Below are 15,011 nucleotides of genomic sequence, written 5' to 3' on the forward strand. Positions count from 1 at the left end.
GTATTTTTGGAAAGATGACAATGGGGGCGTGCCCCCGTCAAACCACATGAGGAAGACCATGGGCCAGACCCTGAAATGTATCTCACCGATCGACGGATCGGTCTATGCCGAGCGTGAGACGCTGTCACCGGAGACCGCAGCGGAGCGCGTGACCGCAGCCCGCACGGCCCAGACGGCCTGGGCTGCCCGCCCCCTGCAAGAGCGGGTTGATCTGGTGATGGCCGGCGTGGCGGCTATAGGCGCGATGAACGATGAAATCGTACCGGAACTGGCCCATATGATGGGGCGCCCGGTGCGCTATGGCGGTGAATTTGGCGGCTTCAACGAGCGCGCCAGCCATATGGCGCAGATCGCCGAAGACGCGCTGGCCGATATCGAGGTCGGCGAGGACGCAACCTTCAAGCGCTACATCAAACATGTTCCCCATGGCGTGGTGCTGGTGGTGGCGCCCTGGAACTACCCCTATATGACCGCGATCAACACCGTCGCGCCGGCCCTGATTGCGGGCAATACCGTGGTGCTGAAACACGCCACCCAAACGCTTCTGGTGGGCGAGCGCATGGCGCAGGCCTTCCAGTCGGCTGGCATTCCGGCGGATGTGTTCCAGAATATCTTCCTCGATCATGACACCACATCGGCACTGATTGCAGACCGCGCGTTTGACTTCGTGAACTTCACCGGCTCTGTCGGTGGCGGTCAGGCGATGGAGCGCGCGGCAGCGGGCACCTTTACCGGTGTCGGCACCGAGCTGGGCGGCAAGGATCCGGGCTATGTGATGGAAGACGCCGATCTTGATGCGGCAGTGGATACGCTGATCGATGGCGCCATGTTCAATTCCGGTCAGTGCTGCTGCGGGATCGAGCGGATCTATGTACATGAAAGCCTTTACGACGCCTTCGTCGAAAAGGCTGTTGCCATCATCAAGGGCTACAAACTGGGCAATCCGCTGGAGCAGGAGACCACCATCGGTCCGATGGCCAATGTGCGCTTTGCAGCTGAGGTACGCAGCCAGATTGCTGAGGCCGTTGAGGCAGGCGCCGTGGCTCATATCGAGACATTTGTCGAAGACGACGGTGGCGCCTATCTGACACCGCAGATCCTGACCAATGTGACCCATGACATGCGGGTGATGCGCGACGAGAGCTTTGGCCCCGTGGTGGGCATCATGAAAGTCTCCTCCGACGCGGAGGCCATCGAGTTGATGAATGACAGCGAATTTGGCCTCACTGCCTCGCTGTGGACCGGGGATGTGGAGCGTGCGACCCGTGTTGGTGATCAGATCGAAACCGGCACCGTCTTCATGAACCGCGCCGATTATCTGGACCCCGGTCTGTGCTGGACCGGCTGCAAGAACACCGGGCGCGGGGGCGGCCTCTCTGTCATCGGCTATCATAACCTCACCCGCCCAAAATCCTATCATCTGAAAAAGGTCACGGGCTGAGCCCCGTCATCTTTCCGAAAAATACTCCGGGGGGCTTGCCGCAGGGCAAGCGGGGGCAGCGCCCCCTCCCCGGCTTCATCACAGGAACACACCTATGACTCTTGTTGGAAACTGGTCCTACCCGACCGCAATCAAGTTTGGCGCTGGCCGGATCAAGGAGCTGGCCGAGGCCTGCGCGGCAGCGGGCATGAAAAAGCCGCTGCTGGTCACCGACAAAGGCCTGGCCGATCTGCCGGTCACCCAATCCACGCTCGATATCCTGGAGGCTGCGGGCCTCCGGCGGGCGATGTTCTCAGAGGTTGATCCCAACCCGAATGAGAAGAACCTTGAGGCCGGTGTGGCCGCCTATAAGGCAGGCGATCATGACGGGGTGATCGCCTTTGGCGGCGGTTCCGGTCTGGATCTGGGCAAGATGGTCGCCTTCATGTGCGGCCAGACGCGGCCGGTCTGGGATTTTGAAGATATCGGCGACTGGTGGACCCGCGCCGATGCCGATGCCATCGCGCCGATCATCGCGGTGCCGACCACGGCTGGTACCGGTTCCGAAGTGGGTCGCGCCTCTGTGATCACCGACAGCGTGACCCATCAGAAAAAGATCATCTTCCACCCCAAGGTGCTGCCAACCGTGGTGATCTGCGACCCTGAACTGACCGTCGGCATGCCCAAGTTCATCACCGCAGGCACCGGATTGGATGCCTTTGCCCATTGTGTCGAGGCGTTCTCCTCCCCCCATTATCACCCGATGTCCCAGGGCATCGCACTGGAAGGCATGCGCCTGGTGAAGGACTACCTGCCACGCGCCTATGCGGATGGCACCGACATTGAGGCCCGCGCGCAGATGATGTCCGCCGCCGCAATGGGCGCCACCGCCTTCCAGAAGGGTTTGGGCGCGATCCACGCCATGAGCCACCCCATCGGTGCGCATTTCAACACTCACCACGGCACCACCAATGCGGTCTGCATGCCTGCGGTGCTGACCTTCAACGCGCCGGAAATCCGGGAACGGTTCAACATGGCGGCGGCCTATCTGGGCATTAAAGGCGGCTTTGAAGGCTTCTGCACCTACGTGCAGGACCTGAACGACAGCCTCGGCATTCCACGTGGCCTCTCAGAGCTGGGCGTCACGGAGGCGGCCATCCCCGAACTGGTAAAGGGCGCACTGATTGATCCCTCCTGCGGCGGCAACCCTGTCGTTCTTGACGAGGCCAATCTCACCCAACTGTTCAAGGATGCCATGTGATCCACGCAGATCATATCTGCAATGATCGTGCGGCTGCGCTTGTTCCGCCCCCGGCGCAGCGCAGCACATAGATAACCCGGCGCGTCTTTGACGCAGCATAGGGCACCTTATGACTGCGGCCCCTCTCCAAGCTGAGAGGGGCCGCAGTTTCGTGCAGTGCTATCGTCGGCTCAATACTTAGTCAGACACACCGCAGTGACGGTCCACCATCCGCTGAACCATTGGCGCGAAATGCCAGAAATCAGGGGTTTCCATGCCTGCCCGTTTGCCTGCCTCATCAAGATAGCGCACCGCGATAATCTCTTTCAGGTTTGGATTGGCCTCAAACGCTGCAACCTCCTCAGCGTTCATCGGCCCGCCCTGCAGCTCCAGCGTATGGACGGACGCCGGGGACAGCCGTTTGAAATACTCGGGCTTCGTCGCGCAGAGATACCGTTTGGCCGCAACGTGGTAGCGGCAGCAATCCGTGATCACACTGGGAAAGAACCGCTCCAACACCTCTGCGCCCGCGTCCTCATGATGGCGATCCTCGGTATCATCGGGATGATAGGTGCCAAACTCCGAGGTGAAATGCCCGATGTCATGCAACAGCGCACCGACGATGATCTCCTCAGGCTGACCATTCTGCTCGGCGATGGTGGCGCCCTGCAGCATATGTTCGCCCATGGTCACCGGCTCACCCAGATATTCCTCCCCGCCGCGCCGGTCGAAGATGGAGCCGAGGAAGGCGACGATTGTGTCCCGATCCAACGTCGCTGGTGGGACATGCGTGGTTGCTGGCTGTGGCTGGCTGCTGGTCATTCGGCCGCCTCCGCCAACGCCTGACGTCGGCGCGCCTCATGAGCCGACCGTAGCCCGTCCTTGTCAGCATAACAGCCCTGCAACCACCGCGTCCCCTCACCCGAGTAGCCCTTGCGCGCGTGCAAGACGCGGGTGTTGTCGACCACAAAGGCCTCGCCGGGATTAAGACGGAACGTGACCTCCATCGCCGTATCGTCGATGATCTCGCCCAATCGGCGATAGGCCGCATAATAGAGCGCCATCTTCTCGAACGGGACATCCTGCACCGCGGCCAGTGATCGATTGTTGAAACGCACCCCGATCAGCTCCCCATCGGGGGCCAGCTCGATCATCGGGCGACGAGAGGTCAGGCAGACGCCGGCCTCGCCTGCGTATTCAAATCGCGCACAGTGTTCTGCCAGCACATTGAAATAGGCCTCATTCTCGGCCTTGAGGCGCAGCGCGGCGGCAAAACCGTCAACAACCATATTTTCACCCCCGGCAGCCGAGCTTTCGAGGCAGTAGAGCACCTGAATGGTCGGCACCGGATCGCGATATGGATTGTCGGTATGCGCCTGCAAGCCCAGACCGGTGAAGGCCAGGTTGGTCGGGTTCACTTCGGTGCGCACCTCAAAATGGCGTCCGTAGTTGGTCTCACGAACGTGCCCGAAGAGGTCGACCACGCGGAACAACGCGCCTTCTTCGATCGGCCCGTTGACGACCTTGCCAAAGCCATAGCGCGTCACAGCGCCCAGCCAGTCGCCTAGCGCCGCACCGCCAGCTTCCAGCGCCGCAAAGTCGCCAGTGGGCACGCCGTCCATCAACCCTGCGTCCCAGGTCTCGACCCCGTCGGCGAGCCACCCAGCGTCATCACAGGCAGCGCGGTCGTAGGCGTGGGCCTCCAGCCACGAAAGATCATAGGCCACGTTCTTGTTTTCGGGCGCAAATTGTACCTTGAGGCTGCCACCCTCCAGCGTGGCCTCCGCAATCGTGGTGTCTGCCGGGATATCCCGCAACGCAATCAGGCGCTGACCGTTGGCTTCGGCGCGGGTTTCCGGGTCGCTGGCATTGTCGCGCAACCAGATCGCGTGAAAGCGCAGCTCAGACGTTCCAAGAGATAGGGTAAGGTAGTCGCCCGCCGGGGCAATCGTGACTGTCGGCATGGTATCCTCAATGATGGTCCGCAACGCGGAAGATGACTCTTGCGCGCATGTTGCCATTGCCCCTACATAATCTCAAATTAGGAATTTCCGCACTAAGGCCAAGGTCAGCTAATGCAACAGCAGCGCCCCACCCTGCCACCCCTGGAATGGATCCGCGCCTTTGAGGCGGCGGCACGCTGCGGCAGCTTTACCGCGGCGGCTGCGGAAACGGGGATCACTCAATCCGCCATTTCACAGCGTATCTCTCAGCTGGAGAAGCGGCTGGGCACCGCGCTGTTTCACCGCCACCCCCGCGCCATCACACTGACCGTGGAGGGCGAAGCCTGGTTACCACACATCCAATCGGCCTTGGATACGATGCGCGACAGCTCCGAAGCGCTGTTTGGCACCGGACGACGACAGCTGACGATTTCCGCAAGCCAATCGGTCATTGATTTGTGGCTCACCCCGCGGCTGGCCGCCCTGAGCGACATCGCAGGCGGCCAGTTGGCGATACGGACCATGGTCCTGGGCGCCCATGATGCGGTAGAGGACGAGGTGGTCCGCATCCGCTACGGCGTTGGCGACTGGCCGCATCCCTACAAGCTGCCGCTCTATTCCGAAGGGATCGCCCCCATGGCGTCCCCGGAGTTGATTGGTCGCAGAGACGGCCACTGGAGCGAGTGGCCCCGGATCGCCTGCTCTGGCCCCCGGCCGGGGTGGCCGGATTGGGTGGCCTGCCATGGTGGTGGATCAACGCCGGTCCCACACCTGCGATTTGATACGTTTCTGTCCGCTCTGGGGGCGGCCCGTGCCGGCACTGGCGTGGTGCTGGGATCCCTGCCGCTCTGCAATCAGGATCTGGCAGCCGGGCGGCTGGTGCGGATGGGTCAGGACCAGCTTGACCATCACGCCACCTATTGGATGATCGCTGGGCAGGATGCGGTCAGCCGCACCCAATGGACCGAGTTGGCCCGCATCATGACTTGATGACGGCCTCTTGGGTCAGGCGCGTATTGTCGCGATGGCAGCCTGCCCCATTGCCCCGCTGCGAATGGCCCGACATTTTCTGCGCTGTAAAGACTATCGAACCATTTGGAGTACGAACGCGCATGAATATCTGGCTCTTGGCCGCTGGTGGCCTGTCTGTCATCAACACTCTATTGCACATTTTTGCCGGCGGCCCCAGCGTCGCACGCCCCCTGCTGGACGCCCGCGACCTGTCGGCGGAGGTGCGCTACGTCAATTATTACTGCTGGCATCTCGTGAGCATAAATCTGGCGGCTGTGGCGGCGCTCTTCCTCTGGCCTGCATGGTCGGGCGAGGCCGAAATCGCTGCGATCCTCGCCACTGGTCTGGCCGCTGCCTACGCCATCTGGGGGCTCGCCCTGCCGGTCCTGAATGGTCAGCGCTACAAGGACATTCCGCAGGGTTTTTTGTTCGTACCGGTGACGATTTTGGGAATCGCCGGCCTCATGCTCTAGCAGCACGTCGCCGTCCGAGACCCAGGCAGAAACGATTTTGCGGGAAAATTACGGTCGGTGATATCCGGGAAATACCATCGGCCCCAAACAATTTCATAGATAAAATATATTCCGGAAAACCTCAGAAATACTGAGACCTCTCATGCGGCCACCCAAGGAAAAAAGGGGGAAAACAGCCTTAACAGCTTATGAACAAGGGTGGATCGGGGTCTGCCGATGCGCAGCTCTATACCGCCTGGTTAAAGTCTTAACGACAGAAGGCAGGCATATTAATCTTTCGTTAGGGCTGAAATGTCAGTTTCTGGCTACAGTCTTTGGAAAGGGCGTCATCATGAATGGTACTGAGGTTACAATGGAGACCAGCCACCCGACACTGCCCTCCGGCAACCTGTGCGTCTTGGTGCTGGATGACAGTGAATTCGACCGGACGCGGATGCGGCGGCTCATTGCGCAGGCTGATCGCACGGTCGAGGTGATTACATGTTCGGACATTCAGGACCTCGAAAGGGCATTGGATGAAAACGTTGTTGATCTCTGCCTGATTGATCACCAGCTGCGCGATGCCTCTGGCCTTGATGCGGTGGCTGTGGTCAAAAAACAGCTGGAGACCGAAGAGGTACCGGTGGTGATGATCTCTGGCCGCGAGGATACCGAAGCGGTGGTCAGTTCCATGCGCGCTGGCTGCGTTGATTATGTCGGCAAGGGCAATCTGACCGCAGAAAAACTGCATGGTGTGATCTACAACTCCATCGCCGAGACATTCTCAAACCCGGCGATGAAATCTGAAGTGCAAGACGCCACACGCAACGTGATCCGGGGCATGGCGGAGGGCTGCATCAGCGAATTGCAGCCAAAACTGCGGCGCATGTATCGCCAGATCTCCTTCATTCGCGGCTGCCATAATCAGGGGCTCACACCATCCCCTGAAGCGCTTGATGAAATTGAAACACATTGCCTGAACATCTGGCGCTTCTTCGACGAGATCGAGAATTACAGCAACAGTTTCAATGCGGTCCACCATTAGGGTGGACCACATCATCGCCGCCTAGTCCTGGCGAGGCTGCTTCAGCCGCAAACGAATGGTCGCCCCGTCCCGCTTGGTTCGGGGTGCGAGTGCCTCCACAACACCGCCGTAGCTGTCAGCAAGACGGCGCAAGATCGCAAGGCCCATCCCAGCCCCACCGGTCTCCACAACCGAAAACTTGCTCATCGGGTCAAAAGCCCGTTCCAATTTTCCATCCGGAAACCCGACACCGTTGTCGCGCAGCATCATGTCCCAATGCCCGTCGCACAAGCCTCCGGTCACCGCAATGCGCACCGGTCCCGCGTTGTGCTCGGCAGCATTTCCCAGCAGGATCAGAAATACCGACATCAGCGCATCTGGATTCATTTCGATCTCCGCCGGATCAAATCGTGCCCGCACCCGCACATCACTAGGCAGGTTCAGTGCCGCAATAGCCCGTTCCAGACAGGTTCTCACTGAAACCCGCTCCGTCTCACGGTATTCGGTTTTGGAATACTGCGACAGCTGATCAAGCATCATGTTCAGCTTTTCCGCATGGCGCCGCATCAGATCAAACGACTGCGCAGGCCCCTCAGGCAGCGCGATGCCGGCATCCTGCAGGTCCTCCTCAATCCAATTTGGCAATTCAGCGATGGCCCGCACCGATCCGCGCAGGTCGTGCACGATCTTATAGACCACTTCCATCATGGCCTGATCGCGCATGGTCTGGCTCAGGGCCGGATCGGGTGTATCATGTTTCATCGGTAAGCACCTTTCGCAGGTCGGCAGGATAGGTATCGCGCAACGCCATCCAGCGGCGCGATTGCACCTCAACGCCAACACGATCTGTCGTCGCCCGCCAGGACTGGGCAACGTTGTTCAACGCGACCTCAGCGGTCACATCCCCAGCCAGTGCGGCCAGCAGCCAATAGGACAACGCCTCAAAATACTCTCCACGCCGCGCCAGATACAGATCCGGCATCGAAGCGCGCATCGCCTGCTCATGAACCGTCAGAAACTGCGTTCCGTAGGCTTTGATGATGGCCGGATCCTGATACTGGTCGGTTCTGAACGGATCAAAGAACCCGTCGGTCTGGGCGATCGCCGCAGCGCCAACCTGCTGCGAGACCGCATTGAGGCAAAACTGATAGGCCAGCTCTGGTTGTTTTGAGTTCTTGGCAACAACGTAACTCCACCCCCAGTTGAAATAGGAAAGCGGCACCACTGCCTCATCGATACGCCCTCCGGGCAACGACGCATTGATCATATTGTCGCGCATCGCCGAACCGGGCGCATAGAGGCTCTTCTGCGTACCGCCCCAGCCAATGTTGGCGTAGATATCGCCCTCCTGGTAGCGCGCCCAGTTGGAAAACAGATCCAGATCGGCCCCGACAAGATGCGCGCTGGAGGCCATCATATCCTCCAACGCAGCAACCCCACGCGCTCCTGCGATCTGCGGTTCCATCGTGGGTGAAAACGGCCAGGCGCCCTTGGCATGAAACCGTGCCCACCACTCCCAGGCCACCTTATCGGCCGTGCGAAACAGGCAGCCGCCATACCGACCCGCGTCCGGATCGTGAAAAAAAGCCATCTGTCGGTCCAGCTCATCCCAGGTTTGCGGCGTCGACAACGCGGTACCGGTCTGGTCCGCGTATCTATTGGCGAGGTCCCGATCCTCGATAAGCTTCTTGTTATAGAACATTAAAAAGACGTCACCGTCGGTCTGATACCCCCACAGCTGCTCGTCAAAAAAATCGCCGCTGGTGTACATCATCGCGTCAGTCAGCCCCTGCGGCGCGTATTGTTGTGCAAGCGCATCCAAGGGCAAAATAGCCTCAGCCTCGACAAGGTCAGGAATGCCAAAAGTGGCCGGCAGCGCCACATCAACGCCAACATCATTCAGCATCGCTTCCAGTGTCAGAACCGCGTTCACCTCGCCGACGCCGACCACAACCAACTCCGTTCGGCACCCGCACATGGCCTCGAAACTCTTGGCCACCGGCGCCAGGTTGGCCTCCGCCCCCTGAGGCGTCAGAATTCGGAGCAAATTAGGATGCTGGTGATCAAGTCCGGCACGCCCAGCAGCAGGCAGGCCGCCAACCCCGCCAAGCGCAAGGGCATGCGTCGTAAAGGCGCGTCTCGTGAACATGGGGATCCTCGCGTGTGGTCAGTATCTTTAAGCCTATCCACGCCCAGTTAAGGACTAGTAAACCTCTCAACCCTATGTTGAGCAAACCAGCAGCAGAAGGGTCCAGCAGTGTCGCTAACCGCACGCCTCAGATCTTGTGTCGTTATATGCCTCGCGTCGATTTGCGTCGCGATGTACGCGGAATGGAACGACCTAAGCCGCATTGAGCGCAAGACAGAGAACCTGTCGGATCGGACAATCCCGTTGCTCGACAGGATTGCCGACCTCGGCGACCTGCAACACGGGCTGGAGGTGACGCTGGCTCGGGTCAGGCTGATCGACGATCTGGACGGGCTTGCGGGGCTGAGTCGACGCGTCGACAATCTTTCGCAGTTGTTTCGCGAGAATTTCAGCGACCGAGAAGATACAATCGCCGAAGAACTGTCATCAGCAGATGCGGATGTTTTTCAGAACGTGGTGAAGGGTCGTCAGGATATCGTCGCTCAGAACATCCGGATCAACACCCTTGTGTCACAGGCTGTTGACAAGATCCTGGCGCTGGAAAAATCCATCGTTGTTGCGCAGATCGAATTCGGCAATCAACAGCGCGATGCGCAATCCAGACAGGAGGGCCCCCGGTCGGTCACCTGGGCAATCGATACTGCCAAGACCTTGGGAGAAATATCTGGCAGCGTTGCCTCGCTTGCCATTCTGACCAAAGATTTCTCCCTCGAAACCGGTGCCGGACAGACAGCTGCGCGTCAGAGACTGGTGGCAGAGATCAACATCCTTGCCTCTCGTCTTGCCCGACTGAAAAATCTGGACGCACGCCACGACATCGCCGGTGTTTTGGTCGATTATCGCAACACCATGCTGGGCCCAAACGGGGTGGTCGCCGCATTGTCGGATCTGCACACGCGCCAAGCAGATCAGGAACAGCTTTACGGTGAGGCGGAGGCCGTGCTCAACAACATTGGCGCCTGGACCCGGTCGAGCACCCAGCGTGCCGCGATGGAGTTTCGCCAAAGCGCCGCGGAAACGAGCCGTATTGTGGAGCGTATTCGGTTCGTCGATGTCGCCTTCAATATGTGTATGCTTCTGATTTCTCTTGCTCTTTTGTGGTTCATGATTGAGGTGAGAATGATCTCGCGGATCCACCGCCTGACCCGCCACATTCAGCGTATGTCGCGCGGCCATCTTGATGATCCGATCGACACCAACGGGTCAGATGAGATTGCCGAAATCGCCAAGGCTGTGGAGAAATCCCGGCTCACTGCGGCCGCCCTGAAACGTTCAAATGAGGAACTGGAACGCTTCGCCTATGTGGCGGCCCATGACCTGCGTGCACCGCTGCGCGCCATCTCAAATCTGATCGAATGGACAGAAGAAGATTTCGCCGATGAGATGCCCGCTGACGCGCAAAAAAATATCGGATTGATCCGTAATCGTACGGACAGGTTGTCAGGCCACCTGTCTGCCCTGCTGGATTATGCGCGTGCCGGCCAGATTGATGGCGAACACGGATCCTTCAACCTGACTACATTTGCGGATGAGCTGAGGCTCTACTTCAATTCAAACTCCGCTTTCGAAATCAGGGTAGAGCAGGATTGTGGCTCCTTTGGCGCCTATCTGACACCGCTGAAGACCATTCTGATCAATCTTGTCAGCAACGCGAGCAAGCACCACGACAGATCCTCAGGCACGATCCGCATCAGCAGCGAGCGCTACCCCAATTACGTCGAGATCACAGTGGCCGACGACGGGCCCGGGATACCGAAACAATATCAGGATCAGATATTTGTTCTATTTCAGACACTTAAATCCCGTGACGAAGTAGAGGGATCCGGCCTGGGCTTGGCACTTGTACAAAAACTCGCGCGATCACTGGGCGGCAGCGTGTCCGTCGTCTCCAACCCGGATGTGGCCCGTGGCACCGTGTTTACGGTCCGTGTCCCACTCAATACACCCTCAGCAAAAACACCGAATGACATCCAAGGATTGGCCGCATGACCGATAGAGAATCCGTTACGTTTCTGATTGTAGACGATGACGAGGTTGCCGTGATGGCAATCAAACGCGCGTTAAAAAAACTCCGCCTTGTGAACCCGATTGAAGTTGTAGGCGACGGGCAGGAAGCGTTGGACCTGCTGCGGGGTGTGAACTCCGCTGCGCTTGAGCGTCCGTATATCATCCTTCTGGACCTGAATATGCCGCGCATGGGCGGGTTGGAATTCCTCGCAGAGGTGCGCGAGGATAAAGAGCTGGCGAACTCGGTGATTTTTGTTCTGACAACCTCTGATGCGCCATCGGACATTGCCGTTGCTTACGAGCATAAGATTGCCGGCTATATCGTCAAAGAAAACGCCTATGATGCGGTGAAATCTGCGGTGGAGATGCTGGGCGCCTATGTCGAGATCGTATCGTTGGAAAACAAATTGAAGTGAGGTTTGTTGCGGGCGCCGGCGCAAAACGCTGCACCGGTCGCTGCGCCTCGCCCGTCCCTGCGCCTTCCGCGCGTCGGGAGACGCACGTTTAAGGCTCCGCTATACAACAAGGAAGATAGGACTGATCGGCGCCATCAACCTCAGTCTTTCACCGGCCCCTGCGTCAGGGTCAGGGTCAGGGTCAGGGTTGACATGAATAGCCTCTTTTGCGCTGGCCAGTTTTGCCCAGCCCATGAGCAAAGGATCTCAGAACCGGTAAAAACGTGCCGCAGTCTCACCAAAGACCTGTGATCTTAGGCGATCCGGAACCAAACTCTCATGTGCACGCAGCAGCGTTTCATAGTCTGAGTAAAGGCTATCCACCGGAAAGTTGGAGCCAAACATACAGCGGTCAGCACCAAATTGATCAAGGCACGTCTCAATGATCGGCCTGAAATCCTCAACGGTCCAGCGGTGCTGAAACATACCCAAACCTGAAAGTTTGCACCGCACATGTGGAAGGTCAGACAGCTGCTTGAGCTGCTGCCTCCACGCCGTTAATCCCTCGGGGCTTCGATCATGGGGGCTGCCCGCATGGCATAGGGCTACATTTGTTCTAGGAGCCTGTGCCAGAACGCCCGCGGTCTTCTCCATCAGCTCAGGGATAAGCTGAAGATCAAAGGACAGCCCGCGGTCTCCAATGAGCATAAGCCCCTCCAGAAAACGCGGATCATCCAAAAGCGCGTTGGTGCCGGTCTGCGCGTCCTCGCCTGGGGCGCGACCGACGATCTGGCGCACGCCCCGGACCGAGGGCAACGCCTGGAAAATGTCGAGTTTCTGCGCCAGATCCGGCGCTGTCAGGTCGCAATGAACCACCTGCACCATCGGCCAATCCTGGTTCGCATCGACGACAGTTTGCACCCACTTCGCCTCCGCCAGCGGATCTTCGGCGCCGACCTGAATGTGAACAGATCCGGTGATCCCCAAGGCAGCGGCCTCTGCGCGAAATTCCGGCAACAGATAGTCGCGCTGGATCGGACTTGGATCACCAAAGAACCGCGACACCCCCTTGGCGGCCAGCCAAGGGTAGTGCACCGCCGTGAGGTCCCAAAGATGATGATGCGCGTCAATCATGCCAGGGTCCCGTCGCTGAGCTGTTGCAGGACATCATATCCCTGCCCTTTCCAGAAATGCAGCAGGTCAATGAAGATCCAGTTTTCTGCAAGTTTGTCACCGCTACGCCGGTAAATATCAATCACCCGGAATTCGCCCCGTTCATTGGTCGCCTCGCGGCCCATGAAGTCGCCGCTTAGGCGCGCGGTGAAATTGGGCCAGCCGACAAAGCCGCCATAGGTGCCTTCGGCGAGACGCGCCGTATGACCGGTCTTGGATCTGTCCGAGAAGGCCGCGCGAAACGGGCCGGAATGCTGCTGGGCATAACGCGCGATCGTATAGGTCGCGCCGATGCCGGTCGGCCCCCACCACAACATGTCTTCACACCAGGTCTGGCGCAACTCATCCTCAAGACTGAGTTTGTTGTCCCACTGCCCCAGTTCACCGATCATGCGGTTGATCACGGCCAGCGTCGCCTCGCCTTCGTGGTCTGGTTGCGCGTCAAACAGCAGGCCGTCATGCGTCATTGGCCCCGGCTGGACCAGCTGCGCGGCAGTCTGACCGGGAAAAGCTGTGACACCGGCCTGCGCCATCAGATGCGGGAGATCAAAATACATCGCGGTCTGGGCAATCTTGCCGTCTTCCACCCGGTGAAACTCGCAATAGCGCAGCATCGCAATCTTGCCCGTGGGCGGGATGCCAACAAATGGCGCGTCAAACAGCCCCATCAAATGCCCCATGGACACCACCCAGATGCCTTGGAAATCGTCCATCTGATTGCGCCCGGCAAAGAAGATATCCTCACGCCGCTGCAACGATGTGAGGCTTTTGCGCAGTGGCGTCCAGAACTGTCGGGCGACCTCAGCAGCCTCAGTCATCTCGTTAAATGGGTGGAACCCGCGCCATAGGTAATCGGGTGATGTATGTCGAATCAGAGCCGCTTCAAGATTCGTATCCGGAGCGTCCAGATCGGCATAGAAGGCGCGCACGACGGCTTTTGCTGCCTGAAGATCGTTCATTTCTTTCCCTATTTTACAGGCGCTTCACGCCGCATTGCATACGATTGCAAAATTATCTTGCCAAATTAACGCAGCAAAGACTAACCTTTTTGCAATCGTATGCAAAATAGATTTCGCTGGGAGGCGGACCCGCATGGCACAGATAGAGCTGCGTAATATCAGCAAGCGTTGGGGCAGCTTTGTCGGGGTTGATAATTTCGACCTGACCATCGCCGATAAGGAGTTTCTGGTTCTCTTGGGGCCGTCGGGCTGCGGCAAGACCACGACAATGCGGATGATTGCCGGCCTGGAGAGTGCCAGCGAGGGCGACATTCTGGTGGATGGCAATCGGGTCAACGAACTGGAGCCGAAGGACCGGGACGTCGCCATGGTGTTCCAGAGCTACGCGCTTTATCCAAATATGAATGTCTACGAGAACATCCGCTTCCCACTGAAGGTGCGCGGTGTTGACGCCAAAACCCATGACGAGAAGGTCCGACGGGCCAGCGCCATGGTTGAATTGGACGAGTTCCTGCACCGCAAACCGGCAGAACTCTCCGGTGGTCAGCGTCAGCGGGTGGCTTTGGCTCGGGCTATCGTACGCGAACCAAACGTGTTTTTGATGGACGAGCCACTGTCGAACCTGGATGCCAAACTGCGGGTCTCTACCCGCGCGCAGATCAAAAACCTCAGCCATGAACTGGCCGTGACAACGATCTATGTGACCCATGACCAGATCGAAGCGATGACCCTCGCCGACCGCGTGGTGGTCATGAACAAAGGCGTCGTGCAGCAGGTCGGCAGCCCGACAGAGATCTACGACCGTCCCGCCAATGCCTTTGTCGCGAGTTTCATCGGCTCACCGGCGATGAACCTCATGGAGGGAGGTCTCTCCGGCGGACGGTTCACCGCACAGCACACGGATATCGCCGGGCTGTCCGGTCCGGATGGTCCGGTCACGCTGGGTTTTCGGGCCGAGGACGCCAGCGTTGTAGAGAGCGGCGGCCAGATCAACGCCCCGATCTACACGATGGAACTCTTGGGCGATGCCACCATGGTCACGGTCCGAATTGGCGGCGTCCTGGTTTCGGTCAAGGCAGACAAGACCTTCCGCGCAGAGATCGACGATATGGTGTCGATCCATGTGCCCACCGATCACTGCCACCTGTTTGACACACAAACAGGTGCGCGGCTGGGGGGGTAATCCCCCACCACCGCCGCCTTCGTGCATGCGACGGGGGCAACGACGGGGATGCTGT

At 59.0% G+C, this 15,011-nt stretch carries 14 protein-coding genes; 8 read left to right on the forward strand and 6 right to left on the reverse strand.

Translation table 11 applies throughout. The features are described from left to right. Nucleotides 1-58 precede the first annotated feature (58 nt). Entirely contained in the window at nt 59-1,441 is a 1,383-nt protein-coding gene (locus tag D1820_RS08310) for an aldehyde dehydrogenase family protein (protein ID WP_118068506.1), read from the forward strand. A gap of 94 nt (nt 1,442-1,535) precedes the next feature. Next, the gene (locus tag D1820_RS08315; RefSeq protein ID WP_118068507.1) at nt 1,536-2,681 is read left to right on the forward strand and encodes an iron-containing alcohol dehydrogenase; all 1,146 of its coding nucleotides are present in this window, start codon (nt 1,536-1,538) and stop codon (nt 2,679-2,681) included. A gap of 177 nt (nt 2,682-2,858) precedes the next feature. Here D1820_RS08315 and D1820_RS08320 read toward each other — a convergent pair whose 3' ends face one another. Continuing rightward, complete coding sequence (locus D1820_RS08320) at nt 2,859-3,482, reverse strand: HD domain-containing protein (RefSeq protein WP_118068508.1); 624 nt, start codon at nt 3,480-3,482, stop codon at nt 2,859-2,861. Beyond that, the gene (locus D1820_RS08325; protein WP_040175633.1) at nt 3,479-4,624 is read right to left on the reverse strand and encodes a TauD/TfdA family dioxygenase; all 1,146 of its coding nucleotides are present in this window, start codon (nt 4,622-4,624) and stop codon (nt 3,479-3,481) included. The genes D1820_RS08320 and D1820_RS08325 overlap by 4 nt, the downstream gene beginning before the upstream one ends. Nucleotides 4,625-4,735: 111 nt before the next feature. Here D1820_RS08325 and D1820_RS08330 point away from each other — a divergent pair, with 111 nt between their 5' ends. The 3 genes from D1820_RS08330 to D1820_RS08340 all read left to right on the forward strand — a co-directional run bounded on the left by D1820_RS08330 (nt 4,736) and on the right by D1820_RS08340 (nt 7,111). Then, a complete protein-coding gene (locus D1820_RS08330) occupies nt 4,736-5,593 on the forward strand; it encodes a LysR family transcriptional regulator (protein WP_118068509.1) in 858 nt (285 codons plus the stop codon). A gap of 122 nt (nt 5,594-5,715) precedes the next feature. Further along, the gene (locus D1820_RS08335) at nt 5,716-6,087 is read left to right on the forward strand and encodes a hypothetical protein (RefSeq protein WP_102896423.1); all 372 of its coding nucleotides are present in this window, start codon (nt 5,716-5,718) and stop codon (nt 6,085-6,087) included. Between the two features lie 331 nt (nt 6,088-6,418). After that, nucleotides 6,419-7,111: a PleD family two-component system response regulator gene (locus tag D1820_RS08340; RefSeq protein ID WP_118068510.1), complete on the forward strand. Its 693-nt coding sequence runs from the start codon at nt 6,419-6,421 to the stop codon at nt 7,109-7,111. A gap of 21 nt (nt 7,112-7,132) precedes the next feature. On the opposite strand, the gene D1820_RS08345 is transcribed toward D1820_RS08340, so the two are convergent. Both D1820_RS08345 and D1820_RS08350 read right to left on the reverse strand, forming a co-directional pair. Continuing rightward, complete coding sequence (locus tag D1820_RS08345; RefSeq protein ID WP_118068511.1) at nt 7,133-7,852, reverse strand: sensor histidine kinase KdpD; 720 nt, start codon at nt 7,850-7,852, stop codon at nt 7,133-7,135. Then, nucleotides 7,842-9,239, reverse strand: coding sequence for an extracellular solute-binding protein (locus D1820_RS08350; RefSeq protein WP_118068512.1), 1,398 nt, complete (start codon nt 9,237-9,239; stop codon nt 7,842-7,844). The genes D1820_RS08345 and D1820_RS08350 overlap by 11 nt, the downstream gene beginning before the upstream one ends. Nucleotides 9,240-9,410: 171 nt before the next feature. Here D1820_RS08350 and D1820_RS08355 point away from each other — a divergent pair, with 171 nt between their 5' ends. Then, nucleotides 9,411-11,228, forward strand: a complete 1,818-nt coding sequence (locus tag D1820_RS08355; RefSeq protein WP_254683127.1) for an ATP-binding protein — start codon at nt 9,411-9,413, stop codon at nt 11,226-11,228. Further along, nucleotides 11,225-11,662 carry a response regulator gene (locus D1820_RS08360; RefSeq protein ID WP_096872291.1) on the forward strand — a complete coding sequence of 146 codons (438 nt, stop codon included), beginning with the start codon at nt 11,225-11,227 and terminating at the stop codon, nt 11,660-11,662. The genes D1820_RS08355 and D1820_RS08360 overlap by 4 nt, the downstream gene beginning before the upstream one ends. Before the next feature lie 246 nt (nt 11,663-11,908). Here D1820_RS08360 and D1820_RS08365 read toward each other — a convergent pair whose 3' ends face one another. Further along, on the reverse strand, nt 11,909-12,775 hold the full coding sequence (locus D1820_RS08365) for an amidohydrolase (protein WP_118068513.1): 867 nt from the start codon (nt 12,773-12,775) through the stop codon (nt 11,909-11,911). Then, complete coding sequence (locus D1820_RS08370) at nt 12,772-13,773, reverse strand: ester cyclase (RefSeq protein ID WP_118068515.1); 1,002 nt, start codon at nt 13,771-13,773, stop codon at nt 12,772-12,774. Before D1820_RS08370 ends, D1820_RS08365 begins: the two co-directional genes overlap by 4 nt. Before the next feature lie 133 nt (nt 13,774-13,906). Here D1820_RS08370 and D1820_RS08375 point away from each other — a divergent pair, with 133 nt between their 5' ends. Then, nucleotides 13,907-14,956, forward strand: a complete 1,050-nt coding sequence (locus D1820_RS08375) for an ABC transporter ATP-binding protein (RefSeq protein ID WP_096872297.1) — start codon at nt 13,907-13,909, stop codon at nt 14,954-14,956. The last annotated feature ends 55 nt before the right edge of the window (nt 14,957-15,011 follow it).

It is taken from the genome of Phaeobacter sp. LSS9, assembly GCF_003443595.1.
GTDB lineage: Bacteria > Pseudomonadota > Alphaproteobacteria > Rhodobacterales > Rhodobacteraceae > Phaeobacter > Phaeobacter piscinae.

Excerpts from the sequence above, each read along its gene's own strand:
- D1820_RS08330 (WP_118068509.1), top strand. The coding sequence starts at position 4,736 with ATGCAACAGCAGCGCCCCACCCTGCCACCCCTGGAATGGATCCGCGCC.
- D1820_RS08345 (WP_118068511.1), bottom strand. The coding sequence starts at position 7,852 with ATGAAACATGATACACCCGATCCGGCCCTGAGCCAGACCATGCGCGAT.
- D1820_RS08355 (WP_254683127.1), top strand. The coding sequence starts at position 9,411 with ATGTACGCGGAATGGAACGACCTAAGCCGCATTGAGCGCAAGACAGAG.
- D1820_RS08325 (WP_040175633.1), bottom strand. The coding sequence starts at position 4,624 with ATGCCGACAGTCACGATTGCCCCGGCGGGCGACTACCTTACCCTATCT.
- D1820_RS08365 (WP_118068513.1), bottom strand. The coding sequence starts at position 12,775 with ATGATTGACGCGCATCATCATCTTTGGGACCTCACGGCGGTGCACTAC.
- D1820_RS08360 (WP_096872291.1), top strand. The coding sequence starts at position 11,225 with ATGACCGATAGAGAATCCGTTACGTTTCTGATTGTAGACGATGACGAG.
- D1820_RS08370 (WP_118068515.1), bottom strand. The coding sequence starts at position 13,773 with ATGAACGATCTTCAGGCAGCAAAAGCCGTCGTGCGCGCCTTCTATGCC.
- D1820_RS08335 (WP_102896423.1), top strand. The coding sequence starts at position 5,716 with ATGAATATCTGGCTCTTGGCCGCTGGTGGCCTGTCTGTCATCAACACT.
- D1820_RS08320 (WP_118068508.1), bottom strand. The coding sequence starts at position 3,482 with ATGACCAGCAGCCAGCCACAGCCAGCAACCACGCATGTCCCACCAGCG.
- D1820_RS08340 (WP_118068510.1), top strand. The coding sequence starts at position 6,419 with ATGAATGGTACTGAGGTTACAATGGAGACCAGCCACCCGACACTGCCC.
- D1820_RS08375 (WP_096872297.1), top strand. The coding sequence starts at position 13,907 with ATGGCACAGATAGAGCTGCGTAATATCAGCAAGCGTTGGGGCAGCTTT.
- D1820_RS08310 (WP_118068506.1), top strand. The coding sequence starts at position 59 with ATGGGCCAGACCCTGAAATGTATCTCACCGATCGACGGATCGGTCTAT.
- D1820_RS08350 (WP_118068512.1), bottom strand. The coding sequence starts at position 9,239 with ATGTTCACGAGACGCGCCTTTACGACGCATGCCCTTGCGCTTGGCGGG.
- D1820_RS08315 (WP_118068507.1), top strand. The coding sequence starts at position 1,536 with ATGACTCTTGTTGGAAACTGGTCCTACCCGACCGCAATCAAGTTTGGC.